The organism is Pandoraea cepalis, from assembly GCF_902459625.1.
Classification (GTDB): Bacteria; Pseudomonadota; Gammaproteobacteria; order Burkholderiales; family Burkholderiaceae; genus Pandoraea; species Pandoraea cepalis.
In genome coordinates, this window is sequence record NZ_CABPRY010000009.1 from 64078 (window position 1) to 90831 (window position 26754).

24 protein-coding genes and 1 riboswitch are annotated in these 26754 nt (G+C 64.6%); of the genes, 22 read left to right on the top strand and 2 right to left on the bottom strand.

Features of this window, described 5'->3' with window-relative positions; translation table 11 throughout:
- Positions 1-99: 99 nt before the first annotated feature.
- The 4 genes from PCE31107_RS17620 to PCE31107_RS17635 all read left to right on the top strand — a co-directional run bounded on the left by PCE31107_RS17620 (position 100) and on the right by PCE31107_RS17635 (position 8615).
- Positions 100-4833, top strand: a complete 4734-nt coding sequence (locus PCE31107_RS17620) for a glutamate synthase-related protein (protein WP_484549309.1) — start codon at positions 100-102, stop codon at positions 4831-4833.
- 96 nt (positions 4834-4929) lie between these two features.
- The gene (locus PCE31107_RS17625) at positions 4930-6396 is read left to right on the top strand and encodes a glutamate synthase subunit beta (RefSeq protein WP_150610058.1); all 1467 of its coding nucleotides are present in this window, start codon (positions 4930-4932) and stop codon (positions 6394-6396) included.
- 495 nt (positions 6397-6891) lie between these two features.
- The gene (locus PCE31107_RS17630; RefSeq protein ID WP_150610059.1) at positions 6892-7716 is read left to right on the top strand and encodes an NAD-dependent epimerase/dehydratase family protein; all 825 of its coding nucleotides are present in this window, start codon (positions 6892-6894) and stop codon (positions 7714-7716) included.
- Positions 7713-8615 (top strand): SMP-30/gluconolactonase/LRE family protein, encoded by a 903-nt coding sequence (locus PCE31107_RS17635; RefSeq protein WP_150610061.1) that lies wholly within the window; start codon positions 7713-7715, stop codon positions 8613-8615. The genes PCE31107_RS17630 and PCE31107_RS17635 overlap by 4 nt, the downstream gene beginning before the upstream one ends.
- On the opposite strand, the gene PCE31107_RS17640 is transcribed toward PCE31107_RS17635, so the two are convergent.
- Positions 8612-10396, bottom strand: coding sequence for an ABC transporter ATP-binding protein/permease (locus PCE31107_RS17640; protein ID WP_150610062.1), 1785 nt, complete (start codon positions 10394-10396; stop codon positions 8612-8614). The two genes, PCE31107_RS17635 and PCE31107_RS17640, sit on opposite strands and share 4 nt — an antisense overlap.
- 253 nt (positions 10397-10649) lie before the next feature.
- Positions 10650-10779, top strand: a riboswitch (TPP riboswitch).
- A 193-nt stretch (positions 10780-10972) separates the two neighbouring features.
- Here PCE31107_RS17640 and PCE31107_RS17645 point away from each other — a divergent pair.
- The 4 genes from PCE31107_RS17645 (at position 10973) to PCE31107_RS17660 (ending at position 14421) form a co-directional block, all read left to right on the top strand.
- Positions 10973-12103, top strand: a complete 1131-nt coding sequence (locus PCE31107_RS17645; RefSeq protein ID WP_150610063.1) for an FAD-dependent oxidoreductase — start codon at positions 10973-10975, stop codon at positions 12101-12103.
- Between the two features lie 15 nt (positions 12104-12118).
- Positions 12119-12316, top strand: coding sequence for a sulfur carrier protein ThiS (gene thiS / locus PCE31107_RS17650; protein ID WP_130027405.1), 198 nt, complete (start codon positions 12119-12121; stop codon positions 12314-12316).
- Position 12317: 1 nt separating this feature from the next.
- The gene (locus PCE31107_RS17655; protein WP_130027404.1) at positions 12318-13163 is read left to right on the top strand and encodes a thiazole synthase; all 846 of its coding nucleotides are present in this window, start codon (positions 12318-12320) and stop codon (positions 13161-13163) included.
- Between the two features lie 64 nt (positions 13164-13227).
- Complete coding sequence (locus tag PCE31107_RS17660) at positions 13228-14421, top strand: thiamine phosphate synthase (RefSeq protein WP_150610064.1); 1194 nt, start codon at positions 13228-13230, stop codon at positions 14419-14421.
- A 20-nt stretch (positions 14422-14441) separates the two neighbouring features.
- On the opposite strand, the gene PCE31107_RS17665 is transcribed toward PCE31107_RS17660, so the two are convergent.
- Positions 14442-14936, bottom strand: coding sequence for a GNAT family N-acetyltransferase (locus tag PCE31107_RS17665; protein ID WP_246181873.1), 495 nt, complete (start codon positions 14934-14936; stop codon positions 14442-14444).
- Between the two features lie 346 nt (positions 14937-15282).
- On the opposite strand from PCE31107_RS17665, the gene PCE31107_RS17670 reads away from it, so the two are divergent.
- The 14 genes from PCE31107_RS17670 to hisC all read left to right on the top strand — a co-directional run bounded on the left by PCE31107_RS17670 (position 15283) and on the right by hisC (position 26729).
- Complete coding sequence (locus PCE31107_RS17670; protein WP_130028001.1) at positions 15283-16095, top strand: ABC transporter ATP-binding protein; 813 nt, start codon at positions 15283-15285, stop codon at positions 16093-16095.
- Positions 16092-16859: a lipid asymmetry maintenance ABC transporter permease subunit MlaE gene (gene mlaE, locus PCE31107_RS17675; protein ID WP_017231779.1), complete on the top strand. Its 768-nt coding sequence runs from the start codon at positions 16092-16094 to the stop codon at positions 16857-16859. The genes PCE31107_RS17670 and mlaE overlap by 4 nt, the downstream gene beginning before the upstream one ends.
- Before the next feature lie 49 nt (positions 16860-16908).
- Positions 16909-17463, top strand: a complete 555-nt coding sequence (gene mlaD / locus PCE31107_RS17680) for an outer membrane lipid asymmetry maintenance protein MlaD (protein WP_130027401.1) — start codon at positions 16909-16911, stop codon at positions 17461-17463.
- 4 nt (positions 17464-17467) lie between these two features.
- Positions 17468-18334, top strand: a complete 867-nt coding sequence (locus tag PCE31107_RS17685; protein WP_017231781.1) for an MlaA family lipoprotein — start codon at positions 17468-17470, stop codon at positions 18332-18334.
- Between the two features lie 188 nt (positions 18335-18522).
- On the top strand, positions 18523-19143 hold the full coding sequence (locus PCE31107_RS17690) for an MlaC/ttg2D family ABC transporter substrate-binding protein (protein ID WP_017231782.1): 621 nt from the start codon (positions 18523-18525) through the stop codon (positions 19141-19143).
- A gap of 4 nt (positions 19144-19147) precedes the next feature.
- Complete coding sequence (locus tag PCE31107_RS17695; RefSeq protein WP_017231783.1) at positions 19148-19405, top strand: STAS domain-containing protein; 258 nt, start codon at positions 19148-19150, stop codon at positions 19403-19405.
- A gap of 351 nt (positions 19406-19756) precedes the next feature.
- Complete coding sequence (locus tag PCE31107_RS17700; RefSeq protein ID WP_130027400.1) at positions 19757-20683, top strand: ABC transporter ATP-binding protein; 927 nt, start codon at positions 19757-19759, stop codon at positions 20681-20683.
- Positions 20680-21459 carry an ABC transporter permease gene (locus tag PCE31107_RS17705; RefSeq protein WP_130027399.1) on the top strand — a complete coding sequence of 260 codons (780 nt, stop codon included), beginning with the start codon at positions 20680-20682 and terminating at the stop codon, positions 21457-21459. Before PCE31107_RS17700 ends, PCE31107_RS17705 begins: the two co-directional genes overlap by 4 nt.
- An 18-nt stretch (positions 21460-21477) precedes the next feature.
- Positions 21478-21717, top strand: a complete 240-nt coding sequence (locus PCE31107_RS17710; RefSeq protein ID WP_017231786.1) for a BolA family protein — start codon at positions 21478-21480, stop codon at positions 21715-21717.
- Positions 21718-21776: 59 nt separating this feature from the next.
- Positions 21777-23054, top strand: coding sequence for a UDP-N-acetylglucosamine 1-carboxyvinyltransferase (gene murA / locus PCE31107_RS17715; protein ID WP_246181877.1), 1278 nt, complete (start codon positions 21777-21779; stop codon positions 23052-23054).
- Positions 23051-23731: an ATP phosphoribosyltransferase gene (hisG, locus tag PCE31107_RS17720; protein ID WP_150610068.1), complete on the top strand. Its 681-nt coding sequence runs from the start codon at positions 23051-23053 to the stop codon at positions 23729-23731. Before murA ends, hisG begins: the two co-directional genes overlap by 4 nt.
- Positions 23728-25050 carry a histidinol dehydrogenase gene (gene hisD, locus PCE31107_RS17725; protein ID WP_150610069.1) on the top strand — a complete coding sequence of 441 codons (1323 nt, stop codon included), beginning with the start codon at positions 23728-23730 and terminating at the stop codon, positions 25048-25050. Before hisG ends, hisD begins: the two co-directional genes overlap by 4 nt.
- A 148-nt stretch (positions 25051-25198) precedes the next feature.
- Positions 25199-25615 (top strand): hypothetical protein, encoded by a 417-nt coding sequence (locus tag PCE31107_RS17730; RefSeq protein ID WP_130027396.1) that lies wholly within the window; start codon positions 25199-25201, stop codon positions 25613-25615.
- Between the two features lie 49 nt (positions 25616-25664).
- Positions 25665-26729, top strand: a complete 1065-nt coding sequence (gene hisC, locus PCE31107_RS17735) for a histidinol-phosphate transaminase (protein WP_150610071.1) — start codon at positions 25665-25667, stop codon at positions 26727-26729.
- Positions 26730-26754: the final 25 nt, after the last annotated feature.

Consider the following 26754-nt stretch of genomic DNA (forward strand, 5'->3'; position numbering starts at 1 on the left):
CGCGAATCCGCAGTCCTGGCCCACCCGGCCACCCCCACTTAACCCGGTCGAGCGCGACGAGCATGCGCGCGGCGACCTCGCCAAGAGACGGTGTAACTCGTGGAAAAGAAACAGCAACCGATTGCAGCGGCCGTAGCGATGCCGGGTGAGGCGTACTTGGCGCCGGACGCTCAGGGCATGTACGACCCGGCCAACGAACATGACGCCTGCGGCGTCGGCTTCGTGGCCCACATCAAGGGCGTGAAGAGTCATGCCATCGTCGAGCAGGGCCTGAAGATTCTCGAAAACCTCGATCACCGGGGCGCCGTGGGCGCCGACCCGTTGATGGGCGACGGGGCCGGCATCCTGCTCCAGATCCCCGATCAGTTCTACCGCGAAGAGATGGCCCGGCAAGGCGTGACCCTGCCGCCGGCCGGCGAATACGGTGTCGGCATGATCTTTCTGCCGAAGGAACACGCGTCGCGTCTGGCCTGCGAACAGGAACTCGAGCGGACCGTGAAGGCCGAGGGGCAAGTCGTGCTGGGCTGGCGCGACGTCGCGATCGATCGCGACATGCCGATGTCGCCCAACGTGAAGGCGACGGAACCGGTGATTCGTCAGATCTTCATCGGCCGTGGGCAGGACATCATGGTGACGGATGCCCTCGAGCGTAAGCTCTACGTCATTCGCAAGACGGCAAGCCATCGCATTCAGGCGCTCAAGCTCAAGCACGGCAAGGAATACTTCGTGCCGTCGATGTCGGCACGCACGATCGTCTACAAGGGGCTGCTGCTGTGCGATCAGGTGGGGCGCTACTACCGCGACCTGGCCGATCCGCGCACCGTCTCCGCGCTCGCCCTCGTTCACCAGCGTTTCTCGACCAACACGTTCCCCGCATGGGAACTGGCGCACCCGTACCGCATGGTCGCGCACAACGGTGAAATCAACACCGTCAAGGGCAACGTCAACTGGATCAACGCCCGCACGGGCGCGATCTCGTCGGCCGTGCTCGGCGACGATCTGCAGAAGCTGTGGCCGCTGATCTACCCGGGCCAGTCGGACACCGCATCGTTCGACAACTGCCTCGAAATGCTCACGATGGCCGGTTATCCGCTTGCCCACGCCGTGATGATGATGATCCCGGAAGCCTGGGAGCAGCACACACTGATGGACGACAATCGCCGCGCGTTCTACGAGTATCACGCCGCGATGATGGAGCCGTGGGACGGCCCCGCCGCCATCGCCTTCACCGACGGTCGTCAGATCGGCGCGACGCTCGACCGTAACGGTCTGCGTCCGGCGCGCTTCGTGATTACCGACGACGACATGGTCATCCTGGCCTCGGAATCGGGCGTGCTGCCGATTCCCGAGTCGAAGATCGTCAAGAAGTGGCGCCTGCAGCCGGGCAAGATGTTCCTGATCGACATGGAGCAGGGCCGCATCATCGACGACAAGGAACTCAAGGACAACCTCGCCAACGCGAAGCCGTACAAGAGCTGGATCGACGCCGTGCGCATCAAGCTCGACGAGATCGAGCCGAAGGTCGAAGAGGCCAGCGCGCATCACGATTCGGCCACGCCGCTGCTCGACTTGCAGCAGGCGTTCGGCTACACGCAGGAAGAAGTGAAGCTGCTGATGACGCCGATGGCGATCAACGGCGAAGAAGCCGTGGGCTCGATGGGCAACGACAGCCCGCTCGCGGTCATGAGCAACAAGAGCAAGACGCTCTATCATTACTTCCGCCAGTTGTTCGCCCAGGTGACGAACCCGCCGATCGATCCGATCCGCGAGAACATGGTGATGTCGCTGGTGTCGTTCATCGGCCCGAAGCCGAACCTGCTCGACACGAACAACATCAACCCGCCGATGCGTCTTGAAGTGTCGCAGCCGGTGCTGGACTTCAAGGAAATCGCGAAGATCCGTCACATCGACAAGTACACCGGGGGCAAATTCCGCTCGTACGAGCTGAACATCTGCTATCCGGTCGCGTGGGGCAAGGAAGGCATTGAAGCGCGCCTCGCGTCGCTGTGCGCCGAAGCCGTTGACGCGGTGAAGTCGGGCTACAACATCCTCATCGTGTCGGACCGCCTGACGAATCGCGAACAAGTCGCCATCCCGGCGTTGCTCGCGACCTCGGCCGTGCACCAGCATCTGGTCGCGCAAGGTCTGCGCACGAGCACCGGCCTCGTGGTCGAAACCGGTTCGGCGCGCGAAGTGCACCACTTCGCATTGCTCGCGGGCTACGGCGCGGAAGCCGTTCACCCGTACCTCGCGATGGAGACGCTCGCACAGATCGCCCGCAAGCAAGGCGGCGACCTCACGCCCGAGAAGGCGGTCAAGCACTTCGTCAAGGCGGTCGGCAAGGGCCTGCACAAGGTCATGTCGAAGATGGGCATCTCGACGTACATGTCGTACACCGGCGCGCAGATCTTCGAAGCCATCGGCTTGTCGCAGGAACTGGTCAAGAAGTACTTCCAGGGCACGGCGTCGAACGTCGGCGGTATCGGCATTTTCGAAGTGGCCGAGGAAGCGGTGCGTCTGCATCGCGACGCCTTCAGCGACAACCCGGTGCTCGCAAATATGCTCGACGCCGGTGGCGAGTACGCGTTCCGCATTCGTGGCGAAGACCATATGTGGACGCCGGACGCCATCGCCAAGCTCCAGCACTCGACCCGTTCGAACTCGTACCAGACGTACAAGGAATACGCGAACCTCATCAACGACCAGAGCAAGCGTCACATGACGTTGCGCGGTCTGTTCGAGTTCCGCGTCGATCCGCAGCGCGCGATTCCGCTCGATCAGGTTGAGTCGGCCAAGGACATCGTGAAGCGTTTCGCCACCGGTGCCATGTCGCTCGGCTCGATCTCGACCGAAGCGCACGCCACGCTGGCCGTTGCCATGAACCGTATCGGCGGCAAGTCGAACACGGGCGAGGGCGGCGAAGATGCGCGCCGTTATCGCAACGAGCTGAAGGGAATTCCGATCAAGAAGGGCGAATCGCTCGCATCGATCGTGGGGCACGACGTCATCGAGGCCGATATCGAACTCCAGGACGGCGATTCGCTGCGCTCGAAGATCAAGCAGGTGGCCTCGGGCCGCTTCGGCGTGACGGCCGACTATCTGGTCTCGGCCGATCAGATCCAGATCAAGATGGCGCAGGGTGCGAAGCCGGGCGAAGGCGGTCAGTTGCCGGGTCACAAGGTGACCGAATACATCGGCAAGCTGCGTTACTCGGTGCCGGGCGTCGGCCTGATTTCGCCGCCCCCGCACCACGACATCTACTCGATTGAAGATCTGGCGCAACTCATCCACGATCTGAAGAACGTGAACGCCTCGTCGTCGATCTCGGTGAAGCTCGTGTCCGAGGTGGGCGTGGGGACGGTCGCCGCCGGTGTCGCGAAGGCCAAGGCCGATCACGTGGTGATCGCCGGTCACGACGGTGGCACGGGCGCTTCGCCGCTGTCGTCGGTGAAGTACGCCGGCACGCCGTGGGAGCTGGGCCTGGCCGAGACGCAACAGACGCTGGTGCTCAATCGCTTGCGCGGTCGTATCCGTGTGCAGGCCGACGGTCAGATGAAGACCGGTCGCGACGTGGTGATCGGCGCACTGCTGGGTGCCGACGAATTCGGCTTCGCGACGGCGCCGCTCGTCGTCGAGGGCTGCATCATGATGCGCAAGTGCCACCTGAACACCTGCCCGGTGGGCGTGGCGACGCAAGACCCGGTGTTGCGCAAGAAATTCCAGGGCAAGCCGGAGCACGTGGTCAATTACTTCTTCTTCGTGGCCGAAGAAGTGCGCGAAATCATGGCGCAACTGGGCATCTCGAAGTTCGACGATCTGATCGGGCGCGCTGACCTGCTCAACACCCGAGCGGGCGTGGAACACTGGAAGGCGAAGGGCCTGGACTTCGCGCGCATCTTCCATCTGCCGGAAATGGAAGCGGACGTGCCGCGTCTGCATGTCGAAACGCAAGATCACGGTCTGGCCGCCGCACTCGATCACGCGCTCATCGAAAAGGCGCTGCCGGCGCTCGAGAAGGGCGAGCATGTCTCGTTCATTCAGCCGGTGCGCAACCGTAACCGTACGGTCGGTGCGATGCTTTCGGGCGAAGTGGCCAGGCGTTACGGCCATGACGGCCTGCCGGACGACACGATCCACGTGCAGTTGAAGGGCACGGCCGGCCAGAGCTTCGGGGCGTTCCTCGCACGCGGCATCACGCTCGATCTGGTAGGCGACGGCAACGACTATGTGGGCAAGGGCCTGTCTGGCGGGCGCATCATCGTGCGTCCGACCAACGACTTCCGCGGCAACGCCGAAGACAACATCATCGTGGGCAACACCGTGATGATCGGTGCCATCGAAGGCGAAGCCTTCTTCAATGGCGTGGCAGGCGAACGCTTCTGCGTGCGGAACTCGGGCGCCACCGCCGTGGTGGAAGGCTCGGGCGATCACGGTTGCGAATACATGACCGGCGGTACGGTGGTCGTGTTGGGTGAGACCGGGCGTAACTTCGCGGCGGGGATGTCGGGCGGTGTGGCCTACGTGTACGACGCTGACGGCACGTTCGCCGCCAAGTGCAACACCGCGATGGTCGCGCTCGACCCGGTGCTGCCGCACGGCGAGCAGGAGCGCACGGTGAGCCAGGGATTGTGGCATCGCGGCCAGACCGACGAGGCGCAACTGCGTGAGCTGATCGAGCGTCACTTCCAGTTCACGGGCTCAACGCGTGCCAAGGCGCTGCTCGAAGACTGGGACGGCGCGCGCCGCAAGTTCGTGAAGGTGTTCCCGAGCGAATACAAGCGGGCCCTCGGCGATATGGCCAAGGCCAACGAAAAACAAGCACTGGCGGCCTGAACTCGCTAGCGCGGCGGCGCCACGGGGTGAGGGCCCCGATGGCGTGCCGCGCGCGGGTGAGGCACGGTAACCACAAAACTTTCCGACTGAAGAAACATGGGCAAGGTCACAGGTTTTCTCGAATTCGAGCGCCAGGGCGAGTCTTACGAAGCACCGCTGGCACGCGTAAAGCATTACAAGGAGTTCGTGCTCGCACTCTCCGACGAGCAGGCAAAGGTGCAGGGCGCGCGCTGCATGGACTGCGGCATTCCGTTCTGCACCAACGGTTGCCCGGTCAACAACATCATTCCCGACTTCAACGACCTGGTGTATCGCCAGGATTGGAAGTCGGCCATCTCGGTGCTGCACTCGACGAACAACTTCCCCGAGTTCACGGGCCGTATCTGCCCGGCGCCGTGTGAAGCCGCCTGTACGCTGAATATCAACAGCGACGCGGTGGGCATCAAGTCGATCGAACACGCGATCATCGACAAGGCGTGGAGCGAAGGTTGGGTCGAGCCGCAGCCGGCGAAGCACAAGACCGGCAAGACGGTCGCCGTCGTCGGCTCGGGCCCGGCGGGCATGGCCGTGGCGCAGCAACTTGCGCGTGCCGGTCACGACGTCACCGTGTTCGAAAAGAACGACCGTGTGGGCGGACTGCTGCGCTACGGCATTCCCGACTTCAAACTGGAGAAGTGGCTGATCGATCGCCGCATGCGTCAGATGGAAGCCGAGGGCGTGACGTTCCGCACGGGTGTCTACGTCGGCAAGGACGCGCCGGAAGCGCACGTCAACAACTTCTCCAAAGAGACGATCTCGCCGGAGCAGTTGCAGGCGCAGTTCGACGCCGTGGTGATCGCGGGCGGTGCAGAACAGCCGCGTGATCTGCCGGTGCCGGGGCGCGAGCTGGAAGGCATCCATTTCGCGATGGAATTCCTGCCGCAGCAAAACAAGGTCAATGCGGGCGACAAGCTGGCCAATCAGTTGCTGGCCACGGGCAAGCACGTGATCGTGATCGGCGGTGGCGACACCGGCTCCGATTGCGTGGGCACGTCGAACCGTCACGGCGCAAAGAGCGTGACGCAGTTCGAACTGCTGCCGCAGCCGCCCGAGCAGGAAAATAAGCCGATGGTATGGCCGTACTGGCCGACCAAGCTGCGTACATCTTCGAGCCACGAAGAGGGTTGCGAGCGCGACTGGTCGGTGGCAACGAAGCGCTTCGAAGGCAAAAACGGCAAGGTCGAGAAGCTGATCGCCGTGCGTCTCGAATGGAAGGACGGCAAGATGCAGGAAGTACCGGGCTCGGAATTCGAGCTCAAGGCCGATCTGGTGTTGCTCGCGATGGGCTTTGTGTCGCCGTTGCAGACCGTGCTCGACGCGTTCGGCGTGGACAAGGACGCGCGCGGCAACGTGCGTGCCTCGACCGAAGGCGAGCGCGCCTACACGACGAACCTGCCGAAGGTGTTCGCGGCCGGCGACGTGCGTCGCGGTCAGTCGCTGGTGGTGTGGGCGATTCGCGAAGGCCGTCAGTGCGCCCGTGCGGTGGACGAGTTCCTCATGGGCTACTCGGAACTGCCGCGCTGAGCGCGTGAGAGGGTAATGCCTGCCAAAACCACAAATACGGGGTTGAGAGGAGGGGCGCGGAGGTAGGTCTCTGCGTTGCCGTGAAGAAACCGTCCGGGCGACAACGTCCGGGCGGTTTTTTCTTGCCCGATCGCTTTGCATGTCTTCGTTTGCACGGTATTCGGGCGGCCGGGAAATGCACAAGATCGATAAATATAGGATGTCGTATGACACGGTCGATCTTGCATTATTGGCCTTCAGGAAAACATTCCTGGCATTGGTGGGTGCCAATGAATACAAGGCTTATAACGTCGATAAGAGGCATCGAGCGAAATACTAGGGATTCTCCGTAAACCGACCAATTGACCATTGTCATCGTACATCGTCTGACGTAGGATGCCTCTCCATGCGACCCCCACGTTCGCGATGAGCGTCGAGCGCGCCGACGCGGCGCCGGGTTTGTTGTGGCAAGGCGTCGTCGCATGCCCTGCGATCTACCGATGAACAAGGACTGATATGAGCCAGACATCCGGCAAACCCTTCCGTCGTCTGCTGCTGACCGGCGCAGCGGGCAATCTTGGCAAACAACTGCGCGGCAAGCTCGCCGAGTGGGCGGATATCGTGCGCGTGAGCGACATCGTGCCGCTCACGGCCGATGCGCCGCACGAAGAAGCCATGCAGGTCGACCTCGCGGACCGCGCCGCCGTGCACGCGCTGCTCGAAGGCGTCGACGCGCTGGTGCACCTGGGCGGCATCTCCGTCGAGGCGCCGTTCGACGACATCATGCAAGCCAATATTCTAGGCATGTACAACGTCTATAGCGCGGCGCAGAAGCAGGGGGTGAAGCGCATCGTCTACGCCAGCTCGAATCATGCGGTGGGTTTCCATCCCGTGACGGAAGTGCTCGATGTCGACGCGCCGCACCGTCCGGACAGCATGTACGGTATCTCGAAATGTTTCGGTGAAGACCTGTCCCGCTACTACTTCGATCGCTTCGGTCTGGAGACCGTGTGCCTGCGCATCGGCTCGTCGTTCGAGCAGCCGAAGAATCCGCGCATGATGGTGACATACCTGAGCTATCGCGATTTCGTCGAACTCGTGCGCTGCTCGTTGTTCACGAATCGCGTGGGCCATGCCATCGTCTACGGCGTGTCGAACAACCCGACGCTGTGGGTCGACAATACGAAGGCCGCGTTTCTTGGCTTCCGAGCGCAAGACAGCTCGGCGGAATTCGCCGGCCTGTTTCCGGCGCAGGCGCCCGATCCGCGCATGGACGATGTGACGCAGCGCTACCAAGGCGGACCGTTCGTACTGCTGGGTCCGATGGAACCCAAGGCATGACGGTATCGATCGAACGGCTTGAGCCGTCGCGACAGGCGCCTCATGCCGTTGGCGAGAGCCCATTGTGGCGCGCCGACGAGCAGGCGCTCTACTGGGTGGACATCCCCGCGAAGCAACTGCATCGCGTAACGCCCGCCGACGGCGATCATCGGCAATGGACATTCCCCGAGCAGATCGCGTGCTTTACCTTCGACGCCTCGGGCATGTTGCTGGCGGGCTGCGAAACCGGGCTGTTCGCGGCGCGACTGGGGCTGCCGGGCACGCTTGCACCATCTGATTGGCAGCGACTGGCCGCGCCGGTGTTCCCGTTGCCGGGCATGCGCTTCAACGACGGACGCTGCGATCGGCAGGGCCGCTTCTGGGCCGGCACCATGGTGCAGGACATGTCGCTCGCGAGCGACGCAGGCGCGCTCTTCTGTTTCGACGCGCAGGGCCGTCTGTCGGCGCCGCTCGTCGAGGGCCTGGTGACGCAGAACGGTTTGGGCTTCTCGCCGGACAGCCGCACGATGTACCTGAGCGATTCGCATCCGACGCGCCGTCGCGTGTGGGCGTTCGACTTCGACGCCGATAGCGGGGCGATCAGCGGGCAGCGGCTGTTCGTCGACATGCATGACTATCCGGGCCGCCCAGACGGCGCGGCCGTCGATGCCGACGGCGCTTACTGGACGTGCGCCAACGACGGCAGCCGCTTGCTACGCTTCACGCCCGCGGGCGTGCTGGACCGCGAGATCGTGTTGCCGGTGTCGAAGCCGTCGATGTGCGCGTTCGGCGGGCGCGATTTCGACACGTTGTTTGTTACGTCGATTCGTCCGGCAACCGGCGCGACCGAACACGACGGCCATGTGTTGGCCGTGCGTTGCGGTGTGCAGGGATTGCCGGAGGTGCCTTATGCCGGCTAGGCCGCGTCGACCACCCGTGGCGGCGCGACGTCGCCCGCGGCATGCAGCGTCATGGTGTGTTGATGGAAGCGGCCGAGCGTTTCCCGATGGGCCACGCTGACCATCGTGGTGCTCGGTAGGCGCGCATGCAGCGCTTCATACACCGCCTCCTCGGTTTCCACGTCGAGCGCACTGGTCGCTTCGTCGAGGAACAGATAATTCGGCTTTTGCAGCAAGGCGCGCGCGGTGGCGAGTCGTTGTTGCTCGCCGCCGGACAAGCGGCGAGCCCAGTGAGCGACGGTCAATAACTCGTCACGATACTGCCCGAGGTTGACGGCACTCAGCACGTCTCGGCATTCGTCGTCGGTAAAAGTATCGGCATGCGAAGGAAAGGCCAGGGCCGCCTTCAGTGTGTCGATCGGCAAATAGCTTTGTTGCGACAGGAACAGCACGCGGGCGTCGGCGGGAACTTCGATGCGTCCGCTGCCGAACGGCCACAGGCCGGCAAACGCGCGCAGCATGGTGCTCTTGCCGCAGCCTGAGCGGCCACGGATGAGCCAGCGCGAGCCAGGCGCGAAGGCAAACGACCCGGCGACCGCGAGCGGCGCACCGTCAGGGAGCGCGAGGCGAAGATCGGTGGCCGTGAAGGCTGCCGAGGGCGAATGGGCGGCCTTCACGAGCGCAATGCCACCGGTGCTCGGTGCTTGCGGCGGTGCGTCGATGACGCGCGTGAATTCGCGCAGCCGGTTGATCGTCGCTTTCCAGTCGGCCAACGTCGAGAAGCTGTTCACGAACCACGAAAAACCGTCGCTCACTTGCCCGAACGCACCGATGATCTGCATGAGCACGCCGAGCGTGAACGCCCCGGCGAAATAGCGCGGCGCGGCCGCCATGATCGGGAACACGATGGCGATCTGCCCGTAGATCGAATTCGCGAAGATCAGCCGTTTCGTCACGACCATGATCTGCCACCAGTTGTCGCGCACGGCCCCGAAGGCCGACGTCAGTCGCGACAATTCAGCCCCTTCGCCGCGATAGAGCGCGACCTGCTCCGCCGACTCGCGCAGACGCACCAGCAGAAAGCGGAAATCCGCTTCCACCTGCTGCTGCCGATAGCTCAGCCCCACGAGCGGCCGGCCGACCTTGAAGATGAAGAACGATCCCACCAGGGCGTAGAGCGCCGCGACCCAGACCATGTAGCCGGGAATCGTCACGTTCATGCCGCCCAGCACAAATGACACGGCGCCCGAGATCGTCCAGAGAATGGTGATGAACGAAAACAGCGAGACCAGCGTCGTGAGCAAATCGAGCGACAGCGCCAGCGATGAGCTGACCAGCGTGCGGATGTCTTCCGAAATACGTTGGTCCGGGTTGTCCGCCAGATGGTCGCGCTCAATGCGGTAATAGGCCTGATGCGAGAACCACTTCGACAGGTTGGCATCGGTCACCCACTGCCGCCAGCGGATTTCGAGCATCTGGCGAAAGTAGGTACGGAAGGTCGCGATAACGATGAAACTGAACGCGAGTACCGCGAATTCGAGCAGCGACGACTTGAAGACAGGCCAATCGCGCTTGTCGAGGGCGTCATAAAAGCCGGCGTTCCACGCATTCAGTCGTACGTTGATGAACACCACGGCAAGATTGAGCGCCACGACGAGTGCGAGCAACCGACGGCCCTCCCAGCGCTTCTCCGACGCCCAGTAGGGCCGGATCAACTGCCATGCGGTGGGGTGCTTCGGTGGCTTGGGGGCCGGGGCGGCCGTGTTGCCGGGAGACGGCGCCTCGGGAGGCGGTGAAGACATCGGCGTGTGGGCCATGATCGTCTGGCGGGGTTGCCGCGGAAATGCAACGTGTTATTAGGATCGACGGCCCATTTGACCGCAGTTCCGGCGGGTGCGTTGCACGATTTCCGGATCGGGGCGCTTGTCACGTCGGTTTTCAGTTTACGTGGGGTTACACGGCTCGGGGGATTCATCAAAAAACGAGACGCATCGCGCGTGCAACCGTCCGGGGCTCCTGCTTGCACGGGCGTCGGCATCTATGTTGTAATGGCTGCGGGCGAAACAGGGGTGCTCCGTGTCGAACGCAGGCGTTGACCATGCGTAACCATTCGACGTGGGGCTGAGAGAGACCCTTTGCACCCGACCCGGGTAATACCGGCGTGGGAAGTTTCCGACTCCTCCAGTGGGGTAAGGTGTTCAACACCGTTTCGTCCTTTTGCTTTCATGAGGAAAGGACCCCATGCGCTGCCTTCCGCAGATTCCTGCGCTTGTCCCTGCGGTTTTCGCCGCAACGACTTCCGAGATTCCGCTCGCGAGTCTATCGTTGCCTGCTTTCGAGTGCCTGCGCGCCGTCCCGGCTTGCGCGGCAAAACGCGTATGAGCGCTTGCGCTTCGCGTCCCGACGTCGCGGTGCTCGGCGGTGGCCTGGCCGGGCGTCTTCTGGCGTGGCAACTGATTCGTGCCGGCGCACGCGTGGCGCTCTACGAGCGTGGCGATGCCGACGGGTCGTCGGCTGCCGGATGGGTGGCAGCGGCCATGCTCGCGCCCTTGGCCGAAGCCGCCGTGGCCGAGCCGAGCATCGTCGAGATGGGCGCCGTCGGCCTGGGGCGCTGGCCGGCATTGATCGACGGCCTGCCCGAACACGTCTTCTTCCAACGCAACGGCACGCTGATCGTGTGGCACCAGCCCGATCGCGCCGAGGCGGTGATGTTCGACCGACGCATGCGCGCCAATGCCCCGCCGGCCTTGCTGCGCGAGGGTGTGCGCCGCGTGTCGGGCGCGCAATTGGCCGAGGTCGAGCCGGCGCTGGCCGGACGCTTTCAGGAAGGCTGGTGGCTGCCGAACGAGGGCCAGCTCGACAACCGGCAACTGTTGCGCGCGCTGGCGGCGGGTCTTGCGAAGGCGGGGGCGGCGCTGCATTGGCATACCGAGATCGCCGAGGGCGCGTATCCGGACGCCGGTCTGGTCATCGATTGCCGCGGGCTGGGTGCGCGCACCGCGCTCACGCAATTGCGCGGTGTGCGGGGTGAGGTGGTGCGAATTCACGCGCCGGGCATTGGGCTGCGCCGGCCGGTGCGGTTGCTGCATCCGCGCTATCCGATCTATATCGCGCCCAAGGAAAACGACCTGTATGTGATCGGCGCGACCGAACTCGAGTCGGAAGATATGTCGCCGATGACCGTGCGCTCCGCGCTCGAACTGCTCTCGGCGGCCCATTCGCTGAACCCGGCGTTCGGCGAGGCGCGCATTGTCGAGCTCAATGTCAACTGCCGTCCGGCATTGCCCGACCATCTGCCGCGCGTCCAGTGGGACGGTGCACGGGTGCTGCGCGTGAACGGTTTGTACCGGCACGGTTATTTGCTCGCGCCGGCGGTCACGGGAGAGGCGTGCGCGCTGGCGCAGGCATTGATGCAAGCGACGAGCGCGCGAGTGGGCCTTGGGCACGCGTTCGACTGGGAGATGTGGCGAGCCAGCCGGCCGTGGCCGGACCTGTTCCGTCAGGCATGAGAGGGGAGGGACACAATGGACATTCATATCAATCAACAGACACTGAGCGTGGCCGAGGCGTCGACGCTGGCCGAGGCGCTCGCCGCCTACGGCGCCAAGCCGCCGTTCGCCGCGGCGATCAACGGGCAGTTCGTGCCCAAGACGCAATATGCCGCCCGCGCGCTCGCGCATGGCGACAAAATCGATGTAGTGCAACCGGTGGCCGGAGGCTGACATGAACGCATTCACCGAATCGGCCAACGTGGCCGCAGGCAGCGTGCGCGACGCGCTCACGCTGTATGACACGCGCTTCGGCAGTCGCTTCCTGCTCGGCACGGCGCGCTACCCGTCGCTGCAGGCGCTCAATGATTCCATCGACGCCGCCCGCCCGGGCATGGTGACGGTGGCGTTGCGCCGACAACTCTCGGGCACCGGGGCGCAGGCGTCGGAAGGCCATTTCTGGGACACGCTGCGCCGTCTCGCGGTGCCGGTGCTGCCCAATACAGCGGGTTGCCACTCGGTGCAGGAAGCGGTGACCACGGCGCAAATGGCGCGCGAAGTCTTCGAGACCGACTGGATCAAGCTCGAACTGATTGGCGACGACTACACGCTCCAGCCCGACCCGTTCGGTCTGGTGACGGCCGCCGAACAACTGATTCGCGACGGCTTCAAGGTGCTGCCGTATTGCACGGAAGACCTGGTGCTGTGCCGTCGCTTGCTCGACGTCGGCTGTCAGGCGCTGATGCCCTGGGGGGCACCGATCGGCACTGGCAAGGGCGTGATCAATCCGTACGGCCTGCGACTGCTGCGCGACCGTCTGCCGGATACGCCGCTCATCGTCGATGCCGGCCTCGGTCTGCCGTCGCACGCGTGTCAGGTGATGGAGTGGGGCTTCGACGGCGTGTTGCTCAACACGGCCGTGGCGCTTGCGGCCCAGCCGGTGGAGATGGCCGGCGCGTTCGCCGCCGCGATCAAGGCGGGCCGCGCGGCGTGGCTCGCCGGACCGATGGCCGAGCGCGAGAGCGCCGAAGCCAGCACCCCGGTCGTCGGGGTGCCGTTCTGGCATCAGACGGGCGCGTGACCCCCGAGGAGACGCGCTTGAATTCCACCGCAACCTCGCACCGCCTGACCCACCGGGAATCTTCATGACGACGCATAGCGGCGGCGCCACCCTGTCTCACGTGCAATGCCTGCCGGCTGACGCACCCCTCGCCACGGCATGGCAACAGGCCGCCGTCGGCATCCGCGCGCGCCTCGCGCCGTGGCCGGACGACCCCGCTACGCCAAGTTGGCGTGTGCACGCGCAGACGCCGGACCGCGCGGGGGCAGGGGACGTGGTCTGGTGGCCGCTCTCGCCGCAGGGCGCTCCCGGAACCGAAGCCGCCGTGCAGATCGACGCATGGCGGGCGGCGCACGCCGTTGTCCTTTGCTCGCGGGCGTTGCCGGCGGGGCAGGTGGAAGACACCTTGTACACGCACGACGCCGTTTATCGTGTCGCGGGCGCGGACGATCCGGCCTTCTTCCCCGCGTTCGCCGCGTTCCTCGACTGCGGATTCGCCCCGCACGACGCGCTCGTGCTCGCGCGCGCATGGCGCACTGACGGCAGCCACGCGCGCGCGGCCGATGCCGACACCCTCGGGGCATGGCCGACGGTGCTCGAAACCTTCCCGGTCGTGCTCGGCCAAGTGTCGTCACCCGGCCGGTTCCCGGCCTGCCCGTCACGCCTCGGTCTGTATCCGGTGCTGCCAGATGCCGGCGCTTGCGAGCGCATGGCCGATCTTCAGGTCGGCACCGTGCAGCTGCGGATCAAGGATCCCGCGGATCCGACGCTGCGCTCGGAGATCGAACGGACGGTGGCGGCGGCGCGGCGCGTGATGCACGACAGTGCCTGGTTCATCAACGACCATTGGCGCGAAGCCGTGCAAGCGGGTGCCTATGGCGTGCACCTTGGACAAGAGGATATGGCGGCGCTTTCCGCCGACGAGGTCGCGGCGCTGTTTGCGACCGGCATGCGCCTGGGCATCAGCACGCACGGCTATTACGAGATGCTGGCGGCGCATCACTTCCGGCCTAGCTATCTGGCCGTGGGGGCCGTGTTTCCGACAACCACCAAAGTGATCGCGACCGCCCCGCAGGGACTCGCGAAGTTGGCGCGGTACGTGAAGCTCATCGCGCCGCACTATCCGCTTGTCGCCATTGGCGGCATCGATGCGGACAACCTCGCGCAAGTGCTGGACACCGGGGTGACCAGCGCGGCCGTGGTGCGAGCCGTCACGCAGGCCGTCGATGTGGCGGCGGCGGTGAAGGGAATGCAGCAGGCGTTCGCGCAACGCGCGTGATGTCTGCCGCGCGCGGCCCGTTATAGCGCGCGCGTCATGAACATGGCGCCGTCGCCATATCCGGACAACTTCGCGGCCATCTGCGGCGAGACGTCGCTCGTTGCGGCATAACCGAAGCTTGCCCAGAACCCCTGCGATTGCTGCACCGCCACGAGGGCCGACGCGCGCAATCCCGACGACCGTGCCACCGCCAGGGCCGCCGCGTAGAGTTGGCGAGCCACGCCCGCGCCGCGCGTGCGTGGGGCCAGCGCCATGTCGTGCACGTACCAGCAATCGGCCGTGTCAGGCAGGGCCTTGAGGACGGTATCCAGTGGCGGCGGGGCGGCCATGCGCCACGGGTGCGTCAGTAGATAGCCGACCACGGACGTATCCGTCGGCCCTGTGCCCTCCGCAACCCAACACGTTGACGGCGACAGCGCATGACGTGAGGCCAATGTGGCCTCCGACTCACGCATCGGACCGCGATACGCTGCTGCCTGTACCGTCAGGACTTGGGGAATATCGCAGGATTGCATCGGACGAATCCGAAATTCGATCTTCTCCGTATCTTGCGGCAGAAGGGGACGGAAAGGCGTTTGGGTGGTGCGCGGCATCGGGGTCAACGATTTGTTGCGTGAAACGGCGTATTGTAGCAACGGCGCAACACCCGGCACCCCGAGGTCTCGATAAGTCCTTGCTGGCGTTACGTTTTTTGTTCGTTGTGCCGGTCGGCGCGCGACAAGGCGAATGGACGCCGGCCCTGTAGAATGCCGCGGGGCAGCGCCAATCCTCGATTTCGTCCATCGCCGTTGGGCGGCATCAATCGGCATTCCCCCCTATAATTGGCGTTTTGCGCCGCACTATAAGACCCGAAACGTGCCTATCCCGAATCCGGAAAATTTGCTCGAATTGCGCGACGTCAGCTTTGGTTATGGCGAACGATTGGTGCTTTCCGGGTTGAATATGCGGTTCCCCCGCGGCAAGGTCGTTGGGGTGATGGGGGGATCCGGCTGCGGCAAGACGACCGTGCTGCGCCTGATCGGCGGGCTCGTCCATGCCAGCCGTGGCACCGTCGAATTCGACGGGACGGATGTCGCATCGCTCGATCACGCTGGCTGGTACCGCCTGCGGCGTCGCATGGGCATGTTGTTCCAGTTCGGTGCGCTCTTTACCGACATGACGGTGTTCGACAACGTGGCGTTTCCGCTGCGCGAACACACCCGGCTCGACGATGCGCTCATTCGCGACCTCGTGCTGATGAAGCTCAACGCCGTGGGCCTGCGCGGCGCACGCGACATGAAGCCGGCCGAGATTTCGGGGGGCATGGCGCGACGTGTGGCGCTGGCACGCACGATGGCGCTGGACCCGGACCTCATCATGTACGACGAGCCGTTCACGGGGCTCGACCCGATCTCGTTGGGCATCACCGCGAATCTGATCCGTAAGCTCAACGACGCGCTGGGCGCCACGTCCATTATTGTGTCGCATGATGTGACGGAGACCTTTGCCATCGCCGACTACATCTATTTCATTAGTGAGGGGCGCATCGGTGCCGAGGGGACGCCGGAGGCGCTGCGAGCCTCGAATGACCCGACGGTGCGCCAGTTCATCGATGCGCAACCGGACGGGCCCGTAAAATTTCAGTATCCCGCGCCGCCGCTTGCGGACGATTTTGGGATGGGAGCGCGTGCATGATCACGACCCTCGGCAGTTTTGTTCGCGGTCACGTAGAGCGCCTGGGGTACGGTGCGCGAATGTTTTGGCGCGTGCTCGCGTCGAGCGGGGCGATGCTGCGCCGGCCGCGTCTGGTGACCGACCAGATCCATTTCGTCGGCAACTATTCGTTCGTCATCATTGCGGTCTCGGGCCTGTTCGTCGGCTTCGTGCTGGGCCTGCAAGGCTATTACACGCTGAACCGGTACGGATCCGAACAGGCGCTGGGTCTGCTCGTGGCGCTGTCGCTGGTGCGTGAGTTGGGGCCGGTGGTCACCGCACTGCTGTTCGCGGGACGCGCCGGAACCTCGCTCACCGCCGAAATCGGTTTGATGAAGGCGGGGGAGCAATTGACCGCCATGGAGATGATGGCGATCGATCCGATCGCGCGCGTGGTGGCCCCCCGCTTCTGGGCAGGCGTGATCGCCATGCCGATTCTCGCGGCCATCTTCTCGGCGGTGGGTGTGTTTGGCGGTTACCTGGTCGGCGTGAAGTTGATCGGCGTGGACCCCGGCGCGTTCTGGTCGCAGATGCAAGGCGGCGTGGACGTGTGGTCGGACGTCGCCAACGGCGTCATCAAAAGCGTAGTGTTCGGGATTGCCGTCACCTTTATCGCCCTGTATCAGGGGTTCGAGGCGCAGCCGACACCAGAGGGCGTGTCGCGTGCGACTACCCGTACGGTGGTGCAGGCGTCGCTCGCGGTACTCGGTCTCGACTTCCTGCTCACGGCCCTCATGTTCAGCTAACGGGCCTGCGTGCCCGCCAAGACATAGATAGATTGCGCACACTGACACAATGAAAAAACACCCCCTCGACTTCTGGGTTGGCCTGTTCGTCGTTCTCGGCTTCGCAGCGCTGCTGTTCCTCGCGCTCAAGGTGGGCAACATGAGTTCGCTGTCGTTCTCGAGTTCGTATCCGGTGACGGTGCGCTTCGACAACATCGGCGGCCTCAAGCCGCGAGCGCCTGTCAAGAGCGCGGGCGTCGTGGTCGGACGCGTGGCGTCGATCAACTTCGACGACAAGCGGTACGTGGCCGACGTGACGCTCAACATCGATTCGCAATATCACTTCCCGAAGGACTCGTCGGCGAAGATCCTGACGTCGGGGCTGCTCGGCGAGCAATACATCGGGCTTGAGGCGGGCGGCGACGATCAAATGCTCAAGGCCGGTGATACGATCACGCTCACGCAATCCGCAATCGTGCTGGAAAATCTGATCGGCCAGTTCCTGTACAACAAGGCGGCAGATGCCGGGGGCGCCCAACCGGGCGGGGCATCGGCCGCACCGGTATCGACCGCACCCGCTGCTTTGCCGGCGTCTGGGGCGGCCACGGCAACCCAAGGAAAATAAAAAGATGACCCGCTTCCGTACTTCGGCAGTGCTGGCCGCCGGCGCGATGGCGCTGGCAGGGTGCGCCACTGTCACGAATCCGAGTCCCGCCGACCCCATCGAAGGGTTCAACCGTTCGATGTACACGTTCAATGACACGCTCGACAAGACGGTCATGACGCCCGTGGCCAAGGGCTACCGCTTCGCCGTGCCGCAACCGGCGCGCGACATGGTCACGAACTTCTTCTCGAACGTGGGCGATGTGTACAACTTCGCCAACAACCTGTTGCAACTGGAAGTCACGGCTGCCGTGCAGGATCTGATGCGCCTGACGATCAACACCTTCCTCGGTGTGGGCGGTCTGGTCGACTTCGCCACGCCGGCCGGCTTGCCCAAGCACAGCCAGGACTTCGGTGTGACGCTCGGCAAGTGGGGCCTGCCTGACGGCCCGTACCTCGTGCTGCCGGTGCTCGGCCCGAGCACGGTGCGCGACAGCGTCGGCATGGCCGGCAACATGTTCATCGACCCGACGTCGTATATCAATCCGACTTGGGTCAGTTACTCGATCTTCGGCGTTCGCATCGTGAATACGCGAGCGAACCTGCTCGACGCATCGAACCTTCTCGAAGCCGCCGCCCTCGATCCATACTCGTTCACGCGCGATGCCTATCTGGCACGACGCAAGTATTTGATCAATGGCGGGGCCGCGGGCAACGCGGCGTTGCCGAATTACGAAGAGGAAGACGGCGCTGGCGGCACGAACGCGCAGCCGATGCCTGCCTCAGGCGTTCAAGCCGAACCTGCCTCGGGCGTCAAAGCCGAACCGGACGCGCCGCAAGGTTCGCCCGTACCGGGCAAGATCGTGCCGGGCGGATTGCCGTTCCGCCGGTGATCGGCGCGAGTCGCCTGCCGCAAGGCATCGATGCCTCCTGATGACAGGGCGCCCCGCCTTACGGGGCGCCGTTGGCAGGCCTGTCGGGCAACAGTTTGTTACACGACACTGCCGGTATTTCGCGAACTCCAGACACAACACGGGTATCCAATCCCGCAACACCCGTCACTCGAAAGAGGAAGTCCACAATGAAGAAGTTCTGGCTCATTCCCGTCATGGCTTTGATGACGTACACCGCCGCCGGCGCCGCCGTGGCCCAGGCGCAAGCCCCTGACGTTCTGGTCAAGCAGACCGTGAACGAAGTGATGGCCGCCGCCAAGTCCGATCCGAACATCCAGAAGGGTGATCTGAACAGCATCACCAAGCTGGTCGAGCAGAAGATCTTGCCGCACGCCGACTTCGCGAAGACAACGCAGCTGGCGACTGGCGCCGCATGGCGCACCGCCACGCCGCAGCAACGGCAGCAGCTGACCGAGCAGTTCAAGACGCTGCTGCTGCGTACGTACGCGGGCGCCATCGCGCAGATTCGTGACCAGCAGGTCAACTACAAGCCGTTCCGTGGTCAGCCGGGCGACACCGACGCCGTGGTCTATACCGATGTGCTCAACAACGGTCAGCAGATCGAGCTCGACTATCGTCTGTACAAGTCGGCCAGCGGCGAATGGAAACTGTATGACCTGAACGTGCTGGGCGCCTGGCTCATCCAGACGTACCGCAATCAGTTTGCCGAGCAGGTGAACAAGTCGGGCGTCGACGGTTTGATTCAGTTCCTGACGCAGCGCAACCAGCAACTGGCCGGCGGCAAGTAAGCGCATGCTCGCGTTGCAGACCGACCTCACGCACGACACCGCCGGCGACGTCCTCGCGCAGGCCATCGATCGCATCGACGCGGGCGAAACCCAGATCGATTGCGCCGGGCTGAAGCAGTTCGACTCATCGGCGCTCGCCGTGTTGCTGGCCCTGCGCCGCCACGCGGTCCGGCGTGGTGCGACGTTGGCGTTCACTAACCTGCCAGCGGGACTGGCCAGCCTTGCGCTGGTGTACGGCGTCGACCAGTTGCTCTCGATCTGATTCGCCTGGCCGGGCCGCCGTCCCGCAGGAAAGCGCCGTCTCGCAACGGCGCTTTTTTTATGTGCAATGCGGTGACGCCGGCCGAGCGCGACGCATACCCGGCCCGAAGGGGCTTGCGGGCGTCGCGCGCGTGATCGACGTTTCCCTGGGTGCGCTGGACCGGGCGTGAGCACGGCCGCCACCGGCTTCCTTTATAATCAGGGGTTTTCTGCCGACTTTTGGGCAGTTACCCTCATCCGGGCACCCACGCCGCCGATATGGCTGCTGCCGCGATCCCCGCGGTTGCGCCGACGCGCGGGCGTGGCCGGAGAATCTATATGGCGCGCTCGCCAAGGCGGGTGCGTGCAGTCCATGGCCGCCATCGAAATCCGTAACGTCAAGAAACGCTATCAGGCATTGCAGGCGCTCAAAGGCGTCAGCTTTTCGATCGAAGAAGGGGAATTCTTCGGTCTGCTCGGTCCCAACGGTGCCGGCAAAACCACGCTGATCAGCATTCTCGCCGGCCTCGCGCGCGCGGATGCGGGCAGCGTCAGTGTGCTTGGCCACGACGTGGTGCGCGACTACCGCAATGCTCGCCGCAAGCTCGGCGTGGTGCCACAGGAACTCGTCTTCGATCCGTTCTTCTCCGTTCGCGAAACGCTGCGTATCCAGTCCGGCTACTTCGGCCTGACGCGCAACGACGACTGGATCGACGAAGTCATGGCGAACCTCGACCTGACCGACAAGGCCGGCGCGAACATGCGCCAGCTCTCGGGCGGCATGAAGCGGCGCGTACTCGTCGCGCAGGCGCTCGTGCATCGCCCGCCGGTGATCGTGCTTGACGAGCCGACCGCCGGGGTCGACGTCGAACTGCGCCAGACGCTCTGGAAATTCATCTCGCGTCTGAACCGTGAAGGCCACACCATCGTGCTGACCACGCACTATCTCGAAGAAGCGGAAGCGCTGTGCGACCGCATCGCCATGCTCAAGCGCGGCGAAGTCGTGGCGCTCGAGCGCACCGCCTCGCTGCTGCAGCGTTTCGCGGGCACGCGTCTCGTGCTGCGCTTCAAGCACGGCACGCTGCCCGACGCACTACGCCCGTTGCTGGTCGACCCGCAGGATACGAACGGACCTCAGTTCGCGCTGCGTCTGGCGGGCTGCGATGAAGTCGAATCGATTCTCGCCACCTGCCGGGCGGCGGGCTGCATCGTTGAGGACATCGACATCCAGAAGGCCGATCTCGAGGACGTGTTCGTGCAGATCATGTCCGGTTCGCGCGCGCAGGAGGTGGCAGCATGATCGGCGGATGGGTTGGCGGATGGGTCGGATTCCGCACGCTGTTCTACAAGGAAGTGTTGCGTTTCTGGAAGGTCAGCTTCCAGACCGTGGCCGCGCCCGTGCTCACCGCGCTGCTGTACCTGATGATCTTCGGCCACGTGCTCGAAGACCGCGTGAAGGTCTATGACCAGATCACGTACACATCTTTCCTCGTGCCGGGCCTGGTGATGATGAGCGTGTTGCAGAACGCGTTCGCGAACAGCTCGTCGTCGCTGATCCAGTCCAAGATCACGGGCAACCTCGTGTTCGTGCTGTTGCCGCCGCTGTCGCATTGGGAGATGTACGGCGCGTACGTGCTCGCCGCCGTCGTGCGTGGGTTGTGCGTGGGCGCGGGCGTCTTCGCGGTCACGGTCACGTTCACGCATCTGACGTTCGCCGCGCCGCTGTGGATCGTCGGCTTCGCGTTCCTTGGGGCGGCGATTCTCGGCACGTTGGGTCTGATCGCAGGCATTTGGGCGGAGAAGTTCGACCAACTCGCGGCGTTCCAGAACTTCCTGATCATGCCGGCAACGTTCCTGGCGGGCGTGTTTTACTCGATTCACTCGCTGCCGCCGCTGTGGCAGGCTGTCTCGCACTTCAATCCGTTCTTCTACATGATCGACGGGTTCCGTTACGGCTTCTTCGGTGTGTCCGACGTTGCCCCGCAGACCAGCCTTGCCGTTGTGGGTGCGACTTTTCTGATACTCGCAACCGTGGCGCTGACTTTGCTGCGCCGTGGTTATAAATTGCGTCACTGAACTTCTCTAGGATCGGCCATGCTGCCTACCCCCGAACAAATCAAACAGTACATCGAAGCCGGTCTGGCTTGCGAGCACGTGGCCGTCGAAGGCGATGGCCAGCACTTTTACGCGACCATCGTGAGCGAGCAGTTCGACGGCAAGCGTCTCATCGCCCGCCATCAACTCGTGTACGCCGCGCTGGGCGATCGCATGAAGGCTGAAATTCACGCGTTGTCCATGAAGACCCTCACGCCTGCGGAGTATCGGGCGCAATGAGGATTACGCAAGAAAGCGCCGGCGTCGCCGGCAACGGCGAGACCGCCCCCGGCGAGCGCATGGCCGCAGACCACCTGGTGATCGAGGGCGGCGAGCGGCTGGCGGGAGAGATTACCGTATCGGGCGCCAAGAACGCGGCGCTGCCGATCCTGTGTGCGTGCCTGCTGACGGCCGAGCCGGTGGTGCTCGGTAACGTGCCCGATCTGCACGACGTGCGCACCATGCTGACGCTGCTCGCACGCATGGGCGTGAAGGTCGAGCGTCACGGCGAATCCGTGACGCTCGATGCGTCGCAGATCACCGAGCCGGCGGCCCCCTACGAGCTCGTAAAGACCATGCGCGCGTCGATTCTCGTGCTCGGCCCCCTGCTGGCCCGTTGCGGCGAGGCGCGCGTGTCGCTGCCGGGCGGGTGTGCGATCGGGGCGCGACCTGTCGATCAGCACATCAAGGGCCTGCAGAAGATGGGCGCCGAAATCACGCTGACGCACGGCGACATCGTCGCCAAGGCAACACGTCTGCGTGGCGAGACGCTCGTGACCGACATGATCACCGTCACTGGCACCGAAAACCTGCTCATGGCGGCCACGCTGGCCGACGGCGTTACGGTGCTGGCCAACGCCGCCCGCGAACCCGAAGTGACGGACCTTGCCGAGCTGCTCGTGAAGATGGGCGCGAAGATCGACGGCATCGGCACCGATCGTCTGGTCGTGACGGGCGTGCCGCGCCTGTCGGGCGCGACACACGATGTTGTGCCCGATCGGATCGAAGCCGGCACGTTCCTATGCGCGGCGGTGGCGACGCGTGGCGATATCACGCTGCATCGCGTTGTGCCGGGCACCCTCGACGCGGTGATCGAGAAGTTGCGCGAAACCGGCGCAAACGTGACGGCCGGCGCGGATTGGCTGCGCGTGACGATGGATCGGCGCGCGCGGGCGGTCAGTTTCCGAACGTCGGAATATCCGGCGTTCCCGACCGACATGCAGGCCCAGTTCATGGCGTTGAATTGCGTTGCCGAAGGGGCGTCGCAGGTCGTCGAAACGATCTTCGAGAACCGCTTCATGCACGTGCAGGAGTTAACGCGTCTGGGCGCGAACATTGGCATCGACGGCAACACGGCGCGGATTTCCGGCGTGAATCGCCTGTCGGGTGCGCATGTGATGGCGACCGACCTGCGCGCTTCCGCCAGCCTGATCGTCGCGGGTCTGACGGCCGAGGGCCGCACGCTCGTCGACCGTATTCATCACCTCGATCGCGGCTATCATCGCATCGAGGCCAAGTTGTGCGCCGTGGGCGCGCAAATCCGGCGCGTCGAATCGCGCCAGGGAGAGATTGCATGAGTTCCGCCAAGCCCGTCCAGCCGCTCGCTCAACCGCTGACGCTGGCGCTCTCGAAAGGGCGTATCTTTACCGAGACGCTGCCGTTGCTGGCGGCCGCCGGTATCGAAGTCACGGAAGACCCCGAGACCTCCCGCAAGCTGATTCTGCCGACGACGGATCCGAACCTGCAGGTCATCATCGTGCGCGCGACCGACGTGCCGACCTACGTGCAATATGGTGCCGCCGACTTCGGCGTGGCCGGCAAGGACGTGCTCATCGAACACGGCGGCGGCGGTCTGTATCAGCCAATCGATTTGAACATTGCGCGTTGCCGCATGTCTGTTGCTGTACCGAAGGGCTTCGATTACGCGAATGCCGTACGTCAAGGGGCACGTTTGCGCGTGGCGACCAAGTACGTGCAGACGGCGCGCGAGCACTTTGCGGCCAAGGGTGTGCACGTCGACTTGATCAAGCTGTACGGCTCGATGGAGCTGGGCCCGCTCGTGGGTCTGGCCGACGCGATTGTCGATCTGGTGAGCACCGGCGGCACGCTGCGGGCCAACAATCTGGTGGAAGTGGAAGAGATCATGGAGATCTCCTCCCGCCTCGTGATCAATCAGGCTGCACTCAAGTTGAAGCGCGAGTCGTTGCAGCCTATTCTGGATGCCTTCGAGCGGGCGTCCCGGCAAACAGCATGAAACTCGATATTCGCAAACTCGATTCCTCCGCCGAAGGCTTCGCGGCGCAGCTTCGCGATGTTCTGGCGTTCGAGGCGAGCGAAGACGCCGCCATCGATCGTGCGGCGGCCGACATTCTCGCCGACGTGAAGGCGCGCGGCGATGCGGCCGTCATCGAATACACCAACAAGTTCGACCGACTGAGCGCACCCGGCATGGCGGCGCTGGAGCTGCCCATTGAAGCGCTGGCGGCGGCGCTCGAGAGCCTCGAGCCGAAGCGTCGCGCGGCGCTCGAAGCCGCGGCCGCCCGCGTGCGTGCCTATCACGAGAAGCAGCGCATCGAGTGCGGCAGCCATAGCTGGCAGTACACCGAGCCGGACGGCACGGTGCTGGGCCAGAAGGTTACGCCGCTCGATCGCGTGGGCATCTATGTGCCGGGCGGCAAGGCGGCTTATCCGTCGTCGGTGCTGATGAACGCCATTCCGGCGCGCGTGGCGGGGGTGAAAGAGATCGTTATGGTGGTGCCCACGCCGGATGGCGTGCAGAACCCGCTGGTGCTTGCCGCTGCGCAAATCGCCGGGGTGGACCGCGTGTTCACTATCGGCGGCGCACAGGCGGTCGCCGCGCTGGCCTATGGCACCGCGACGGTGCCGGCCGTCGACAAGATCGTCGGCCCGGGCAACGCTTTCGTGGCCGCCGCCAAGCGCCGCGTGTTTGGCACCGTCGGCATCGACATGATCGCCGGGCCGTCCGAAATCCTCGTCATCTGCGACGGCACGACCGATCCCGACTGGGTCGCCATGGACCTGTTCTCGCAGGCCGAACACGACGAACTCGCGCAGTCGATTCTGCTGTGCCCGGACGCCGCTTATATCGCGCGCGTGCACGCCTCGCTGGAGCGCCAGATCGACGAGATGCCGCGCCGCGAAGTGATTGCCGCCTCGTTGCGAGGCCGTGGCGCGCTGATCAAGGTGCGCGACATGACCGAAGCGTGCGAAATCGCCAACGTGATCGCACCGGAGCACCTCGAGATTTCGGCCGAAACCCCGCAGCAGTGGGGCGACAAGATTCGCCATGCCGGCGCGATCTTCCTCGGCAAGTTCACGAGCGAGAGCCTGGGCGATTACTGCGCCGGTCCCAACCATGTGCTGCCTACGTCGCGCACGGCGCGGTTCTCGTCGCCGCTGGGCGTGTACGACTTCATCAAGCGTTCCAGCCTGATCGAAGTGAGCGAGGGCGGGGCCCGCATGCTTGGCGAGATCGCCGCGGAATTGGCCTACGGCGAAGGACTGCAGGCGCACGCGCGCAGCGCCGAATACCGTCTGCATCGCGAGTCCTGACATGCGCGACGACGCCCTGCGGCCCGCGTATTGTCCAACGACGTCGGCCACCGCTCGGCGTCGGCCCCGCACCATCGCGCCGTCCCCGGGGTCATTGTCGTGGCCGCTGCCGGCACGCCTCGCGCGCGCTGTGCGCAGAGTGGCTGTCGTGTGCGCCCTCGCGGCCGCGAGCAGTCCCTCGGCCTACGCCGCCGGTCAGTATTGCCAGCACGCCACCTTCGAGGGCACGTCGGTCGAGCGTATGACCGTGTGCGTGAGTCGTCAGGCGTTCGACAACGATATTTACGTGCTGCGACTCGGCGGCAAGACCGCGCTGCGCGGCACGGACGACGAAGTGGCCCACGGCGTGTTCGGCCGCGTTGGCAACCGCCTGGTCGCGATGCGTTGCGAGGCGGATGCCGCGCGCGCGCATGTGAGCCCGGCGGCGGCGCAGGCGCTGTCCTGGCAGACCGGTGTGCGGTTGCAGCGCATTACCGATGCCCTCGGCAGTGTGGAAACCGGCCGGCGCTGCGTCGTCAAGATCGACGGTGCCGACGCCGGACGGCTGACATTCGCCTTCAACTGATCCTTTATCAATGATTCCGCGCGATGTCGCGCGATCCTCCTCTACTGCCATGTCCGTCGACTCAGTGATCCGCTCCGATGTGCTCGCCATGAGTTCCTACGCCGTCCCTGACGCCAGCGGTTTCCTCAAGCTCGACGCGATGGAGAATCCGTACGGTCTGCCGCCGGCGTTGCGCACTGCGCTGGGGCAGCGACTGGCCGACGTGGCGCTCAATCGGTACCCGGCGCCGCGTCCGCGGGTGTTGCTTGAGACGCTCGCCCGCACGATGGGTGTGCCGGCCGGGGCCAAGTTGTTGCTGGGCAACGGCTCGGACGAGATCATCAGCATGATCGCAATGGCCACCGCTCGGCCGGGGGCCACGGTGATTGCGCCGATGCCGGGCTTCGTCATGTATGAGATGTCGGCGCGCCTGGCGGGCATCGAGTTCGTCGGTGTGCCGCTGCGCGCCGATTTCTCGCTCGACATGCCGGCCATGCTGGGCGCTATTGCGTCGCATCCGGGCGCGGTGGTGTACCTGGCCTATCCGAACAATCCGACGGGAAATCTGTTCGCCGACGACGACATCGAGACGCTGGTGCGTGCCGCCAGCCGCGGCCTTGTGGTGATCGATGAGGCGTACCAGCCGTTTGCCGGGAAGACCTGGATGCCGCGTCTGCCGGAGTTCCCTCAACTGCTGGTCATGCGCACCGTCTCGAAGCTCGGGCTGGCGGGCATCCGGCTGGGCTACGTGGCGGGCAGCGCCCAATGGCTCGACCAGATCGACAAGGTGCGTCCGCCCTATAACATCAATGTGCTCACGCAGGCATGCGCCGAATTCATGCTCGATCACCTTGGCGTGCTCGACGCCCAGGCGGCCGAATTGCGCGCCGAACGCACGCGGCTGGCCGCCGCCGTGGCGGCGCTGCCCGGGGTGAGCGTGTTCCCGAGCGACGCGAATTTCCTGCTCGTTCGCGTGCCGGATGCCGACAAAACCCACGCGGGCCTGCTCGCACACAAGGTGTTGATCAAAAACGTGGGTAAAATGCACGTATTGCTGGCCAATTGCCTGAGATTGACGGTCGGCACCCCCACGGAGAATGCGGCAATGGTGAAAGCCCTGGCCGCATCACTCTAACAAGCCATACGACGAGAACTCACCA

Coding starts and splice junctions, on each gene's coding strand:
- PCE31107_RS17625 (WP_150610058.1), top strand. CDS start 4,930: ATGGGCAAGGTCACAGGTTTTCTCGAATTCGAGCGCCAGGGCGAGTCT.
- PCE31107_RS17630 (WP_150610059.1), top strand. CDS start 6,892: ATGAGCCAGACATCCGGCAAACCCTTCCGTCGTCTGCTGCTGACCGGC.
- PCE31107_RS17635 (WP_150610061.1), top strand. CDS start 7,713: ATGACGGTATCGATCGAACGGCTTGAGCCGTCGCGACAGGCGCCTCAT.
- PCE31107_RS17640 (WP_150610062.1), bottom strand. CDS start 10,396: ATGTCTTCACCGCCTCCCGAGGCGCCGTCTCCCGGCAACACGGCCGCC.
- PCE31107_RS17645 (WP_150610063.1), top strand. CDS start 10,973: ATGAGCGCTTGCGCTTCGCGTCCCGACGTCGCGGTGCTCGGCGGTGGC.
- thiS (WP_130027405.1), top strand. CDS start 12,119: ATGGACATTCATATCAATCAACAGACACTGAGCGTGGCCGAGGCGTCG.
- PCE31107_RS17655 (WP_130027404.1), top strand. CDS start 12,318: ATGAACGCATTCACCGAATCGGCCAACGTGGCCGCAGGCAGCGTGCGC.
- PCE31107_RS17660 (WP_150610064.1), top strand. CDS start 13,228: ATGACGACGCATAGCGGCGGCGCCACCCTGTCTCACGTGCAATGCCTG.
- PCE31107_RS17665 (WP_246181873.1), bottom strand. CDS start 14,936: ATGCAATCCTGCGATATTCCCCAAGTCCTGACGGTACAGGCAGCAGCG.
- mlaE (WP_017231779.1), top strand. CDS start 16,092: ATGATCACGACCCTCGGCAGTTTTGTTCGCGGTCACGTAGAGCGCCTG.
- mlaD (WP_130027401.1), top strand. CDS start 16,909: ATGAAAAAACACCCCCTCGACTTCTGGGTTGGCCTGTTCGTCGTTCTC.
- PCE31107_RS17685 (WP_017231781.1), top strand. CDS start 17,468: ATGACCCGCTTCCGTACTTCGGCAGTGCTGGCCGCCGGCGCGATGGCG.
- PCE31107_RS17690 (WP_017231782.1), top strand. CDS start 18,523: ATGAAGAAGTTCTGGCTCATTCCCGTCATGGCTTTGATGACGTACACC.
- PCE31107_RS17695 (WP_017231783.1), top strand. CDS start 19,148: ATGCTCGCGTTGCAGACCGACCTCACGCACGACACCGCCGGCGACGTC.
- PCE31107_RS17700 (WP_130027400.1), top strand. CDS start 19,757: ATGGCCGCCATCGAAATCCGTAACGTCAAGAAACGCTATCAGGCATTG.
- PCE31107_RS17705 (WP_130027399.1), top strand. CDS start 20,680: ATGATCGGCGGATGGGTTGGCGGATGGGTCGGATTCCGCACGCTGTTC.
- PCE31107_RS17710 (WP_017231786.1), top strand. CDS start 21,478: ATGCTGCCTACCCCCGAACAAATCAAACAGTACATCGAAGCCGGTCTG.
- murA (WP_246181877.1), top strand. CDS start 21,777: ATGGCCGCAGACCACCTGGTGATCGAGGGCGGCGAGCGGCTGGCGGGA.
- hisG (WP_150610068.1), top strand. CDS start 23,051: ATGAGTTCCGCCAAGCCCGTCCAGCCGCTCGCTCAACCGCTGACGCTG.
- hisD (WP_150610069.1), top strand. CDS start 23,728: ATGAAACTCGATATTCGCAAACTCGATTCCTCCGCCGAAGGCTTCGCG.
- hisC (WP_150610071.1), top strand. CDS start 25,665: ATGTCCGTCGACTCAGTGATCCGCTCCGATGTGCTCGCCATGAGTTCC.